Raw genomic sequence first — 13684 nt, 5'->3', positions numbered from 1 at the left:
ATCAGCGATGGGGTCGCTACCGGCCGTCACATCGCGATCAGATCCGAGCTATGCCGCAGCCTTCCATTTCGTCGGGCTGACGTAAAGCACGCTGCCATCGACGCTGACCATCACATCGCCATCCTGGATATTCACCTGCAGCTTCATCGAGCGATTTGCCTCTTTCGCCAGCCCGGCTGTGTCTTCCTGTGTCAGGTTGATCACCTGCAGATTGTCAAAGCGGGCAGAGCTGCCCTTGATTTTATCCCACCAGATCTCGGCCTGCCTGCCGCCATAGGCGTAGACGGTGACCTTTTTGGACTTGCTGCAGGACTGGCGAATGACCTTCTCGCTGGGCAGGCCGAGTGCGACCCATAGTTCAAGATCGCCGCTCAGGCTTTTCTGCCAGATGTCCGGTTCGTCATCCGTTGAGAGGCCCCTGGTCATCTCCAGCTCGGCTTCGGCATTGAGGGCGAAGGCAAGAAGTCGCACCATCAGCCGCTCATCCGTCTCTGAGGGATGTCTGGCGACGGTCAGCTTGTGGGTTTCGTAATAGTGGCGATCCATATCGGCCACGGACAGCTCGACTTTGTAAATGGTGGCATTCTGCGCCATGGCCGGACCCTGGATGTGTAAGATGAGGGTGCATAGTGCCTTTGGAGCCGCTGGGTAAGCGCGAAATCCTTTGGGGCAAAGCTCCACCGCGTATTTCCGGTTCCGGTTGCCTGGAATTGCCTTGATCAGGGATCGAGTGCCCACCCTGTGATCGGTCTGACCGTGGCGCAGGCCGGTGCGCCACAGTCAGGCACAGAAATGGGCTGATCTTCAGATTATGGGAATACGCCCGGCCGCCAAAGCACCGTTCGGGTCGAAACCTGTGCGACCCGGTTCCAGACGGGAACATCCTACAGAAAGACCCGCTGCTGATCCTCCGCCCCGAGCAGCCTCCAGGCGCCGGCCGCCAGATCCCCGGGCAGGCGCAGCTGCCCCAGGCTCTCACGATGCAGCACCTCGACATGATTGCCGCAGGCCGCGAACATGCGGCGCACCTGATGGTATCGCCCCTCGGTGATCGTCAGCAGGGCTTCGGTCGGCGACAGGATTTCCAGAACAGCGGGATCGAGCGGTTTTGTCTCACCTTTCAGCATCAGGTCGCCGGAGGCAAACAGCGCCGCCTCGTCGCCGTTCAGCGGACGGGCGAGGGTGGCGCGATAGGTCTTGCTGACCTTACGTCTGGGGCTGATGATCCGGTGCAAAAGATCGCCATCGTCGGTCAGGAGCAGGAGGCCCGAGGTCTCTTTGTCAAGCCGGCCGACCGTCGAGAGAACCGGATCACGCTGCCGCCAGCGCGGCGGCAGCAGGCCGTAGACCAGGGGCCCTGCTTCGCTGTGCGAGCAGGTCACACCGGCGGGCTTGTTCATCAGGATCACCATCCCCGCCACGGGATCGAGCGGCGCGTCATCGACGATCAGGCGTGCAGGCAGATCCGCGTCAACCGTGATACGGCTTGTGACATCGACGGGTTTTGCCCCATCCAGGGTGATCCGCCCGGCGCGCGCCAGCCGGCCGATCTCGCTGCGCGATCCATAGCCCATCGAGGACAGCAATTTGTCGATCCGGACTGTTACGGCTTTCGCCATCGTGTTGGTCTCCGTTCTGGTCGGATGGTGGGGGGCGTGCAGGACCTTACACCGGAACATCCGCCAATGGCTTCAGGCTGACGCCGTTCTCGCGCAAGGCGGCATCGATCCGGCTGAACACTTCGTTGCGGCAGGCCATCTCACGATCATGCTGCGGCACCCAGTATTTCACCCGATAGGTGATGCCATGTGGCGCGAACTGTGCGACCTGGACCTCAGGCCGCTTGCCTGAGGCAATGGTCTCCGCCCCTGCCAGCGCCTGTGTGATCAGCGCCTTCGCCTGCGCAACCGGAAGCGTGGCCGGCAGGGTCAACTCGGCGTGATCCCGGTATTCAGGTCGGGGCGCGCTGTAATTGGTGATCCTCTGGCGGGAAATCTGGCTGTTGGGCAGGATGACATGGGTGCTGTCACGCGTGATCAGCCGGGTGCTGCGCCACCCGATCTCCTGCACACGCCCCTGGGCCAGACCGTCGATGGCAACCCAGTCGCCGATCCGGAATGGCGCCTCGAGCCCGAGTGCGAGGCCCGAAAAGGTGTCAGCGACCACATTGCGGATGGCGAAACCCAGAACTGCCAGCACAAGACCGGACCCCGTCAGGATCCCCGAAAGATCCTGCCGGAAGAACAGCGACAGACTGGCCAGTGTCGCGACGGCGAACAGGGCCACGCGAAGCAAGTCCAGCGCCACTTTCGGAACCGGGCGCCGGCCCTTGCGGCGGCGGGTCAGACGCGCAAAGCATATAGCATGCACGAGATGCGCGCCAAGGAACATTGCGCCCGAGAGTGCGGTGTTGCGCAACGGTTCCCACCACGTCTGTCCCCCCCCGAACCTGCCGGGCAGGGCCTCACCGAAAAGGGCAAACAGCACCAGCAGGATCAGCAATCCGCCGGTCTGGACCGAAGGGGCGTCTGTTTTGATCATTCGTCGCCTCGCCGGGTCTGCAGCAGGCGCGCCTCCGGCGCCATACGGGTCTGCGTCTGGCCCGGCTGCATGCGCGAGAACGGGATCAGGCAGACAGGACAGCGATGGGCGGCGGCGCGCGGCACGTCCGTACCACAGGAATGGCAATTGGCGGGCAAAAGATTGCGATACAAGGGACTATCCTTTTTGACAGGGCATCGGAACAGAGCATCCTCCCCGGTCCCGGTCGCCCGCCAAAAAGCAGAGGCTAACAGAGCCGGGGCAAGGCATGCGCCTGTTCGGCGCGCATGATCACTGGCATGGTACATGTCCCGTTCATGGTTAAGGTCTCAGCCGGCCGCGCAGCCTTGCGGGCCATTGCCAGTATATGGTGCTTTCTAAAAATATTTCAACAGCTTGGCATATGTCTTGCCCGCGTCCTCCCGCTGGGTTTTCCGAAAGCAGAGCTTCCAGCGCAGTAAGGCCGACGGCCGGGGAATGAAAGCCTGTCCCGGTCACGCAATCTGTTCCGCCCCCTGCGGTTTGCCGGTAAATGCTGGCTGGATGGTTCCTTTCGGCGGTGGGCCGAACGTGACGATTGCGCTCTGGCAAAGCGATGAAGATCCTGATCGCCTCAGTGCGGCGCTTTTGATATTGTCCGAGGACGATGCTCATCGCGGAATTCGATGGCTGTTGCGCGGTCCTCATCACCTGTCCGGAAATCATCCCGCCGTCGGTCCGGTTGAGCAAGGCCAGGTGCACAGATGGCACATCGGGTCGCGCCCGATGGGGTTCTCGATCACCAATCGGGTGCGACCGTTCTTCAGGTCACGCGTCGCCAGATTAAACCAGGCGCAAAAAAGCGGGGCGCGATCCCCTGCCATTAATCTGGAAACCGAGGTGCGGATCTCATCAAGGCCTTGTCGCCAAAAGCGGCTGACTGATCAGAGGCCGGATATATTTACGCCAACCGGAAGAACACCCACGAAATCCATGCAACTGCGGGGCGGACCATACATTTCTTCCACGTGCTTCCTTGAGCAGTTCGGCCTGTATGCCGAAGGCTCGGCGAATATGCGCTTCAGCCGCCGGTTCTCGTCTTCAAGAGACTTCATCTGGCCTATCATTGACGCGTCCATGCCGCCATACTTCGAGCGCCAATTGTGGAAGCTCGTGGTGCTGAGCCCATGCTCCCTGCAAAGTTCAGGCACGGCCACACCGCCCTCGGCCTGACGAAGTACAGCCATGATCTGCGGTTCCGTGAAGCGGCTCTTTCTCACTCGAATCTCCCCAGACCCTCCGATTCACGTCAAAGAAGGACAATCAATGGATCCTGACCCTAGATGAGCACCGAGGATCTCAACACCGGAAAACCTTCGGCCGATTCAATACTCACATGTATGGTCTCATGCACTTATGATGCATGAGAGGTAATCTTTCCTGCAAAATTCAGATTTCGTATCACCCTCAGAACCGGTTTTTCTATGACGAAGTAAACAGCCACTCCAACCAGAAAAGATATTGCGGTGGCCAGCACGACATACGCCCAAGTATAACCGGTGTCGGGTCCAAAGCGATCCCAAAGTATTTGAACGATCGAGAGGGTGAATGGGTGGCTAAGATACAGGCTGTACGATGTGTCACCCGACAATGAAGAAAAGCCAGATATTTTTCGCTCTATACTCGCCGGAAGATAAAACACCAGGCCAATGAACACAAAAAAAGCCGGAATCCCGAGCTTTATAATTCTGAAGTATTCTTCGCTTTGAAGAAGCGCATACGACAATCCAGACATGATAATCAGGAAAGCGCATAGGATGCGGCTGTCTTTTCTGCCAGTCTTGAGAAACAGAAGTCCGACCCATACTCCCGCGACAAACTCCAAAATAATGGGGTTTGTCCAGAAAGTGAGTGGTGCGCTGAATGAAAGGTCTAAACTCATTCCGATCAGCACAAAAAACACCATCGTGGCGCTCAGCGATACAACTGCCAGATTCTGCGGCAGAAATAGAAAACATGCAAATACGACATAGAAAAAAAACTCGTAGTTCAATGTCCACCCAAGTTGGAATATGGGTTGAATATCGTTGTCGGCAGCTTGATATGGTATGAACAAAAACGAGCGGATGGCCTCCCAGATCGTGACACCGGAAGCACTTACCTGCGACGGGGTGAAGAACAGCGCTGTAATCATCAGCAGAGTGAATATCCAATATAGAGGCGCAATCCTCACAATTCTGCGTTTGAGGAATTGAACGCAAGACCCTGCGCTTCCGAAAAGATGTTGACTTGTAAAAATCATAATGAAACCACTGATGAGGAAAAAGATATCAACACCGATTCCAAATTCGAAATTCAGTCGCGAAAACTCACTATCAATCTTCACACCCCAGCCCTGGGCATGGCCAAAAGTTACGACAATCGCTGCGATTCCCCGCAACAATTGCACACGGAGCAACTTCTCTGATCTCATCATGCCTGACATGCCTTAGTTCCCGATCCGCGGATGACGCATATGGCGTGACCCGGATCCATTACGTAATGCCAGAGTCAGTTGCACAGATATTTTTGCGATCATAATAATTATCAACAGTCCTGCAAGATTCTGAATGAGATACAGAGCCCAGCGGGACCCGCCGTTGAAGTACAATAAGAACTCGACAAAAAGAACGCAAATCCAGGGTTCGTAAGGGCGAGACCTGAACAGGTCCGTCGCAAATTTCAATCCTATCCCGACAGTTAATCCAACAACAACAATACCGATTAAGCCAAAATTCCAAAATGCCTCGCTTATGCTATTGGTTGGGATTCCCCAAATCTGTGGTGCCGGGTCATCAGGGCTGTTTCCTAAGAAGCTGACCCAGTTATTGTATGTAAAGATATTCTTCGGCTTGTCGGGCCATAGCGCCCTGGGAATGGGGTAGGCTAGTACAGAAAGATAGGACTTCCCATACAAGTACTGACCAGAAACTGCATTTGCAAATGAAGAGAGATCACCCTCTTCTGCGGCACGTTTTTTGGTTTCAAGATCACTCGCTTCGATCCACTCGCTCATCCGATTGGCATTGAATGCGCTATAGTCAACCTGAGTGGAGTTGAAATTCTGCCGCAACATTCCGAGCATCCCAAAGATAATAATAGCGGCAATAGCAGTGCTCACACATGCCATCACTGGGATCTTTCCACGCTTCATGGACAGGACCACAATCACACTCATGATCATCAGCAGGACGCTGCTTCGAGACCCATCAACAAGCCAGTAGATCGGCAAAAGGGCGCCGAAGAAGATCCAGAATAAAGGCTGCCGCTCGGCCTTCGGCGCGGCAACCATCCAGATGAGAATAGCAACACTGGCAACTTTCGTGACCACAGTATACACGCCAGACCCGGACATGCTCTGATATCTGCCGCTGTAGAATGATAGAATTTGCGCCGATATCCCGCCCCGCGACATAATGAATGCCCAGCCCAATAGTATGGCTATCACCAAGTATACTTGTGCGCCAAAGACTACACTAGAGGAGCCGGACACCTTGTTTGCGGGCATCGTCTTAAATTTTACCGCGTAGAACCCGCAGTAAGTGCATATCCAGAACAGAGCTGAAACGAGGTAATAGTAGGTGTATATAAAAATATAGCTATTAGCATCTAGCCGCTGAAGTGTGGCTGAGTAACTCGGGCTAATATCGAACCATGGCTGAGATGCGAGGACAAACGGAAAGAGCAAATGAATGGGCTGAAACGCTACTGCGAAAGCTATACTGTAGAGAACGGGAAAGACGAGTGGGTGAAAATACCCAACCTTGCGGATAAAAAGTATCGGAATGATCAGAACGAATTCCATCAATCCATTTGCGACAGCTCTAAGCAGAAATGGAAGAGACACATCCATAGATGCCGAGGCAACAATTGGTGGCGTAAGGACTCTGTAGATTAGAATGTAGGTCGCGATCAGCAAGCGAACGCTTGCGGACATCCCGCCCTCTACAAGATAGTATAGCGACCGGGACTCGTTCATCCCGCCGATACGGTCATCAGCACCTCGCATGATACGCCTATGAAATTCTGCGAGCCGGCACGCCGGCAAATACCGCTCCAGGCGGCACAGTCTTCGTTACGACAGAGTTTGCGGCGATAACTGCGCCATCACCTATTGAAACAGGCCCGATAATAACGACGCCGGCGTAAATAACCACGTCGTTTCCGACTACCGGATAAGAAGGCGTGCCTGCGTATTTTCGACCCAGGGTGACGTTCTGATATATGGTCACACGATCACCTATTACAACTCCATCGCCAATAACAATTCCGGTTGGGTGCGGCAGGTTTAATGAACGGCCAAGTACAGCCAAAGGCGAAAGGTATATCCCATAGCGAATTGCTAAGCTGTTTCTATAAATCCTCGAAACGGCCTTTCCTAAAAATCCGAGACGCTTTCTCCATGTCAGCACACGATAGCAATGCCGAGTGGCACGTTTAGGAAGTGATGTGAACAAAGCCAGCACGAATGCCTCCTGGTTATCTGTCGTTGAGGTTGCCAAGGAGTGCAATTTCTCTTATCGAGCTCCTTCTTATCGCCAGAAGGCGATCAGAGTGGTAATCTTTGCTCTTCATGATATTTGCCCGAGATTCTGCTATTTGTTCCTCGATCGAAAGGCTTAGCAGGCTCTGTAAGCTGGCCAGCAACTGCTTTACATCTCCAGGCTTGTGGAGGCGCTCGGCTGCCAGAAGCTCAGGAATACCTCCCGCTGTCGAACCCAGGCACAAGCACCCACGACTAATCGCCTCAATCAATGCACGCGGCAGACCCTCTTGAAACGAAGGCTGAAGGTAGATGTCTACATGATCCAGCCAATCGAGTACCGGCTTTCCGCCTGGCAGCACACCATCAAATTTCAGATAATCTGCGATTGCTGATCCATTGAACTGCGCGCGATCTCCCTCACCCAGAATCCGGTATTCGAAGCTCAGTTCTGGCCGAAGAGTTTTCAACTGTGAAAGCGCCTCGATCGCAATATGAATTCCCTTAAGGCGTGTATTCAAGGATCCAATTGTGCCAAAAACAATCTTTCGCTTAGAGAGATCTCGTCGAGTATTGATAGCGGCACTGTCATGAAGCTCAACGTTAGAGGCCACGAATTCTTTACCAGAGGTCGGGTAACGGCCCTGAAGGAATTGCCGAGTTACATATCTCACGACAGGTGCATTGCGTGTCGCTACCCTTGTGCGCAAAGCGAGGACGGGCGCATAGGCTCGCGCCAAGATTGATCCATGAAAATATAGAGAATCCCACGGACAGGCCACTAACTCTACCAGCAGCGGCTTGTTCATTCGCCGTGCAATTTTGCTTGCCGTTAACCCGAGTTGGCTAGGAAGCCGAACGATGACAACATCTGCATTTTCGACCTGACGCCGAACGATGGCTTCACTTGCGTTGTGATCAAGGAGCCGCCGCCATCCTCTTCGCGGAGACGTGCCGATAAATTTTATTCCTGGCGCTGAAGAAATTCCTAAACGCTCTTTACTGTCTGAAGGCAATGGCAAGACACGACTGACGACAGCCATCTCCGAAAATTCCTGAAGATAGCTGCGCCAGCCAATTGTCGGAAATTTTCCACCCATCGTGAAGACGGTTCCGTCTTCCTTTTCCCGGAAGATGTGATCAACGAAGAAGGCGGCTTTCATGTTGGTTTGATCTCTTTTATTCCGAGTGAGCGGCTCCGAAGGAATTTTATAAGCGGCGTTTCAAAGTACTTAAACACGACGATAGCGACAATCGATGAAATAGTTGTCGTCGCGATGACGTAGATGGCTATGCTGATCAGGAAGTTCTCTCCGCCAGCATCACCCATGAAAATTGTCAGAGGTCGCATGACGAACCGATGGCACAGATAGAGGGCGAAAGAGCTATCACCGAGCAGGAGCAGAAATTTCGGAATCCGGGCGTCCGCCGTATTTGGAACAGTCAGGCAGCCGCAGAGAATTATTGCAGCGGGTATGCCGCCCTTTATAAAGCGAGGCAAATCCGGAGCGGTGTCCGATAAGAATACAAGTAGGACGAATCCTACGATAAACAGTATATAACAGCATAATATACCAGCATATCTGCGAATATGGTCAAAATATACGGCCAGTATAACGCCAAATCCGAACTCCAGAATGATCGAATTTGTCCAGAACGCCATTGGCGCCCAGGATGGCTGGAACACTGCGCCAATGATCGAAAACGCGGCGACAAAAGCAAGCAGGACGACCACACCGACCTTCCTGTTGAAGGCCATCGCAGCCGCAAACAGTACATAGAAGAAGATTTCATAGTTCAGTGTCCATCCCAAGGAGAGGATGGGAACTACCTTCCCACTTTCTCGCGCACTCGGAATGAACAGATATGAGGAGATGACATTCCACCACTCCAGCTCGGTCGAGCGGACGGATCCCGAAAGGAATACAAGCGTAACCACCATCAGCGATGTGAAGGCCCAGTAGAGCGGGACTACTCTGATAAACCTGCGCCACAGGAACTTATGTGCACCACCAGGTTCGCCGAAATCACTGGCGGAAGTGTGATACATTATGAATCCGCTTATGACAAAAAATATATCGACGCCCGCGATGAACGGAAACTCATTAAAGCGTTCTGGATCTACCCCATGATTGGTCATCGCTTCAAGTATCGCGTGCCCCACCATAACGGAAAGGGCCGCGTAAGCGCGCAGGACCTGAATGGAATTAAGTTTGGATCTCAAGGTCCCCTCCGTAAGGCTTAGTGTTGTCACGGCCACGCAGAAACCCGGGTAACTCGCGCATTGCGGCGAAGCGTGCCCCTTTTGGCATTTTCAACCAACGCCGCTGCCGGTCACCCCGGCATGTTTTAATGTGACAGTTTTGTGCCATCTCTATTCAGACTGCATAAGTTCGCAATGCCTGCCCTCGGTTGCGACATCTCAGCTATAAATGCCGAAGCGCCGATTCGTTCGATCGCACCACACATGCATCGATTTCTACATACACAAAGTGACTGGATACGTGGACTTGCACTGTTTGAACCAAAAGCAGGGCCACATCGGTGGATCACCCGCAGTATGTCCCTTGATGTGCCGGACGTGCCCTCTATCCCTCTAATGCGCGTGGAGGTCAACGACGAAGGTTGCTTCGACGCACAGGGGTGCACAATTTTTGCGCACGTCGGCCTTTCTTTCAGCCGTTACTGGTCTTTACACTACATCTAAGTTAATGGCAGGGGAGGCCCGTGAGGCGCGCTGTCGAGCCATCACCATCTGCCGTTAGTGTGTTCCTAGTGTCATAGTCGCTATTGGCGATGTCTGAAGCAGGACTGCAGGAAAACTCATGAAGATCGTCCATATTATCACCAGGCTTCTGCGCGCAGGGTCTGAGGAGAACACTATTCTTTCGTGTGTTTCGCAGGTAAATGCGGGACACGAGGTATTCGTTGTTCATGGTCGCGATTATGACGCCAGTTATTATGGTCAGTATCCACTTATAAGGTTTATCAAAGCTACTCACCTCAGTCATCCGATATCGCCATTTAAAGACTGGAAGGCCTATATCGAGGTCAAACGTATTTTCAGACAGATCAACCCGGATATCGTGCATACACATCAGAGCAAAGCGGGAATTGTTGGCAGATTTGCCGCTCACGCTGCGAAGGTACGCGTTATCATCAACGGTGTTCACATCGTTCCTTTTGCCAGTGTGGGGGGAGGTAAGAGGCTTCTCTATAAAAGCCTGGAGCGAGCCGCAGATCGCGTGACAGATTTTCATATTGATGTAAGCGGCGGGGTCAAGGAAGAATACCTGAATGCTGGCATTGGAACGCCGGGCAAGCATCGTATCATTCACTCCGGATTTAATCTGGACAGGTTCAGGACGGCTATCCCGCTCGACTGGCGCGCTATTCCTTCGCTTGAGCGATTCGAAGCACGGCCACCTGTCGTGGTAATGGTGGCTGCCCTTGAAGCCAGAAAGAGGCATTTGCAGTTTCTGGATGCCGTTCCCAAAATTCTATCCGCTGTCCCGGATGCGCAAGTGTTGCTGCTTGGTGGGGGCCCCGAGGAGAAGTCGATCCGGTCCGCGATATCCGAGAAAGGCCTTTCGCAATCTGTTCATCTGCTGGGATATCGCACAGATCCAGAGCGTGTCATTGCCTTGGCAGATGTTTGTTGCCTGGTTTCTGAACGAGAAGGACTGCCTCGCGTCATTATGCAGTATGCGGCGGCAGGCAAGCCAACGGTTGCTACCTTCCTTCCTGGGCTCGGCGAAGTTCTGACGGATGATGTCAACGCGATCGTGCTGCCTCAGAATGATATAAATGGCGCTGCGGACATGATTTCTGGCCTTCTGCTCAATGATGATCATCGAATGCGTCTTGCCCAAGGCGCACGCGAAACTGATCTCGACAATTGGAGAGTTGAGGTTATGTGTCAGCGCATTCTCGAGCTGTATGAAGATCTCTCAAAGAAACTGCCGAAGCGATAAGCTGGAGTCCTGACTTGGCACGTAAGCTTCGAACGAACTTGCTGGCAGCGATGTTTTCACACTTGCTGCGATTTGGCGCCCCATTGGTTGCCTACCCATTTCTAACCCGTGTCCTTGGCACCGAGGGGTTCTCGCAGTTCTCACTGATAATGGCTGCCGCGCTCATCCTGTCTCAGTTTATTGAGTACGGATTCGGGCTTATGAGTGTGCGGAATATATCACAGGGTGCAGATGATACGCCGTCAGCCTGTGGCATCGTGCTGTTGGGAAGACTGCTCACCTGCTTGGTGACTGTGGCGCTCTATTTGGGCGTCCTGCAGTTCATTCCGATATCTGAGCTGAAATCTCCCTCCGCGATATTTGCGACCGTTCTTCTGGCGGGGGCTTATGGCTTCTCCTCGTCATGGTATTTTATCAGTGTCGAGCGTGCGATTTCCTTGGCGGCCCAGGAGGTGGTGGGTGCAGTTTGCACTTTGCTGCTGATACTGCTCTTCGTGCGGGTTACGGGCGACGCTGTTCTGGCGATCTGTCTTTTTGCGGGGCCGTTGTGGGTTCTCTCGGCTTACGGACACGTCAGGGCTATTTCCCATCTTGGCTTCAGCGTGCCTCCCATCTCGCTGTTTTTCTCATCTTTGATTAAGTCGGGCCATTTCTTTGTTCTCACCGCAACAGGCCCGGTTATTAATCGGCTCAGTATCATCGCGCTCGGAGTTTTTTCGTCTCCGGCACAAGTCGCTTACTATGCTGCAGGAGACAGGATCATTTCTGCAGTGATCAATGCCAGCCTGCCATTGGTTCGCATCCTGATCCCGCGGATCACGAACTTGCTGCGGGATGATCCACATGCGGCGAGACGTCTGTTTTTGAGATCATCTATCTCCGTAACGATCGTGTTCACAGTGGCAAGTGTTTTGACCGTTTTGATTGCTCCAGTGCTTGTTCCAGCGCTGTTCGGCGCAGAAATGACAGGAGCGACTTCGATCATAATGCTTCAGCTGTGCATTATTCCCTTGGCTGTATGTTCCAGATGCTGCGGCATGCTCGCATTGCTGCCTTTGAATCAGGAGCACAAATACAAGAACATCACGCTTTTGACCGGCGTCATAGGGCTTATATCGCTTCCGTTTACTGCAACGCCCCTGGGCGGCATCGGTGTTGCGGCCTCGCGGCTGGCCGTAGAAACCTGTCTCGCAGTGGTCTGTATCTGCCTGGTCGTAAAGCTTAGGCGGGCCTGGTCATCTCCCAACGAAAGATAACCGCCCTTATGTGATCGGGCGGCACGCCTCATCCACAGGGCTGTTGCCTGCGCAAGTGATCGTCGCCGGGTCGCTTGGGAATGAGGAGCAGAAAACGCTCCGGGGGGATCGCTTTCCTGACTCATATGCCGACCTCTGCGCTGAAAGTTCCGCCGGACGCCGTTCGTTTTAAACCAAAGGCCCAGGCCCCTGTCTGCTGATCACTGAGGAACAGAGATCACGGCACTGACGGGCAGATGATCCGAGCCGAACGGTCCGGCAGTGCCTATGGCCTTAAGGCCAAGGTCAGGCGAGAGGGCAATTCTATCGATGGGGGTTCCAAGCCAGGGCATGGTCTCGAGGCCGGTAACGAATCGCGTGGCAACCGGCATGAATGGCTCGGTGTTCTGATAGCCTGTCCGCTCCAGAAAATCGTTCAGAAAGGGAGACCAGGGCGGCGTGTTCCAGTCCCCGGCCACGATAACGCTGGCATCCGGCTTTTCCTGTTCCAGGACGGAGGCGAGATTTTCGAGATAGGTATTTCTTTGACGCCACATCTGCGGGCTGCGTGGCGTCTGTGCATGCACCGCATAGACGATGACAGGGTGGCTTCCGACCATCAGTGCGACGCGGACGGCATTGCGGCCGCCGGTGCTCCCTGGGGTCGGCGGGGTAATCACCTGCTCGCTGGTAATCGGAAAGCGGCTGAGTATGCGCAGATGGCTCGAGATCTTCACGGTCGCCTCACTCTGCCATGGCCAGGTGTCTCTGGCCGTCACCAGAGCCTCCTGCCAGGTTGAGGGCACCTCTTGCAGCACCACGAGATCCGCGGCCTTCACTTCGGGCAAATTAAAAAAGCGGACCGCATCGCGATTCGTGCCGAGCACATTAGCGGTCACGATCGAGACATTGACATGCGCACCACGGGATGCAGAGGCCTGGACTGGCAGGGAAAGATAGGGCAGCACGGCACAGGCAATCGTTGCCAGTGACGCCAGAATATGTGTTTTCTTGCCGGAGAGCAGGCCCAGCACAGCGAGCAGCATGCCAAGGGCCAGCAGATGCGCCCTGAGAAAGCTCGCCATATCTGCGGCCCATAACACCCGCGCCAGGGCAAACGAACCGGCTTGTGCACAGATATAGAGCGCTTGGCAGATCAGGATAACCCGTCCCTCGTTCGGCCGGGTCGGTCGGAACAGGCTCATATCTGTACTCCACCTCGAAGCTGTGCCCAGTGCCTGTCGCCGCCCGAGTTCTGGACAGGCAGGTGCCGACCCGCCCGTCCATCTGCTGGCGCCACCAGATCCGGATCTGCACATTGGAAAATCTTTCGGGATCCCGAGAGCAATGCAGATCCCACGGAGATCAGGGATTCTGGTGTCAATCGGCGTGGAAAGCTGACCCCCTATCGGCGCGCAATATTGACCCCACCC

Annotated in this window: 12 protein-coding genes and 1 pseudogene; 2 read left to right on the top strand and 11 right to left on the bottom strand. The window is 54.4% G+C overall.

What is annotated here, in order from left to right:
- Nucleotides 1–48: 48 nt before the first annotated feature.
- The 10 genes and pseudogenes from JC607_RS17675 to JC607_RS17630 form a co-directional block, all read right to left on the bottom strand.
- Entirely contained in the window at nt 49–594 is a 546-nt protein-coding gene (locus JC607_RS17675) for a YaeQ family protein (protein WP_198838216.1), read from the bottom strand.
- 290 nt (nt 595–884) lie between these two features.
- The gene (locus tag JC607_RS17670; RefSeq protein WP_198838215.1) at nt 885–1619 is read right to left on the bottom strand and encodes a pseudouridine synthase; all 735 of its coding nucleotides are present in this window, start codon (nt 1617–1619) and stop codon (nt 885–887) included.
- A 46-nt stretch (nt 1620–1665) separates the two neighbouring features.
- The gene (locus JC607_RS17665) at nt 1666–2541 is read right to left on the bottom strand and encodes a mechanosensitive ion channel family protein (RefSeq protein ID WP_198838214.1); all 876 of its coding nucleotides are present in this window, start codon (nt 2539–2541) and stop codon (nt 1666–1668) included.
- A complete protein-coding gene (locus JC607_RS17660) occupies nt 2538–2714 on the bottom strand; it encodes a hypothetical protein (protein WP_198838213.1) in 177 nt (58 codons plus the stop codon). Before JC607_RS17660 ends, JC607_RS17665 begins: the two co-directional genes overlap by 4 nt.
- 820 nt (nt 2715–3534) lie before the next feature.
- Nucleotides 3535–3800 (bottom strand): annotated as a pseudogene (locus tag JC607_RS25455) (transposase); the annotation flags it as partial.
- Between the two features lie 134 nt (nt 3801–3934).
- Nucleotides 3935–5005, bottom strand: a complete 1071-nt coding sequence (locus JC607_RS17650; RefSeq protein WP_198838211.1) for an acyltransferase — start codon at nt 5003–5005, stop codon at nt 3935–3937.
- 3 nt (nt 5006–5008) lie between these two features.
- Entirely contained in the window at nt 5009–6496 is a 1488-nt protein-coding gene (gene wzy / locus JC607_RS17645) for an O-antigen polysaccharide polymerase Wzy (RefSeq protein ID WP_198838210.1), read from the bottom strand.
- A 79-nt stretch (nt 6497–6575) separates the two neighbouring features.
- Nucleotides 6576–7025: a serine acetyltransferase gene (locus JC607_RS17640; protein WP_198838209.1), complete on the bottom strand. Its 450-nt coding sequence runs from the start codon at nt 7023–7025 to the stop codon at nt 6576–6578.
- 13 nt (nt 7026–7038) lie between these two features.
- The gene (locus JC607_RS17635; RefSeq protein WP_198838208.1) at nt 7039–8205 is read right to left on the bottom strand and encodes a glycosyltransferase; all 1167 of its coding nucleotides are present in this window, start codon (nt 8203–8205) and stop codon (nt 7039–7041) included.
- Nucleotides 8202–9266, bottom strand: a complete 1065-nt coding sequence (locus tag JC607_RS17630; protein ID WP_198838207.1) for an acyltransferase — start codon at nt 9264–9266, stop codon at nt 8202–8204. The genes JC607_RS17635 and JC607_RS17630 overlap by 4 nt, the downstream gene beginning before the upstream one ends.
- Before the next feature lie 601 nt (nt 9267–9867).
- Between JC607_RS17630 and JC607_RS17625 the strand changes: the two genes are divergently transcribed.
- Both JC607_RS17625 and JC607_RS17620 read left to right on the top strand, forming a co-directional pair.
- A complete protein-coding gene (locus tag JC607_RS17625) occupies nt 9868–11016 on the top strand; it encodes a glycosyltransferase (RefSeq protein WP_198838206.1) in 1149 nt (382 codons plus the stop codon).
- Between the two features lie 14 nt (nt 11017–11030).
- Nucleotides 11031–12272, top strand: a complete 1242-nt coding sequence (locus JC607_RS17620) for a lipopolysaccharide biosynthesis protein (protein WP_198838205.1) — start codon at nt 11031–11033, stop codon at nt 12270–12272.
- 200 nt (nt 12273–12472) lie between these two features.
- Here the strand turns inward: JC607_RS17620 and JC607_RS17615 are convergent, their stop codons facing one another.
- Nucleotides 12473–13456 carry an endonuclease/exonuclease/phosphatase family protein gene (locus JC607_RS17615; protein ID WP_198838204.1) on the bottom strand — a complete coding sequence of 328 codons (984 nt, stop codon included), beginning with the start codon at nt 13454–13456 and terminating at the stop codon, nt 12473–12475.
- Between the last annotated feature and the right edge of the window lie 228 nt (nt 13457–13684).

The organism is Paracoccus sp. IB05 (genome assembly GCF_016405985.1).
Taxonomy (GTDB): domain Bacteria; phylum Pseudomonadota; class Alphaproteobacteria; order Rhodobacterales; family Rhodobacteraceae; genus Pseudogemmobacter.
This window is presented reverse-complemented; position numbering and strand designations above follow the sequence as displayed.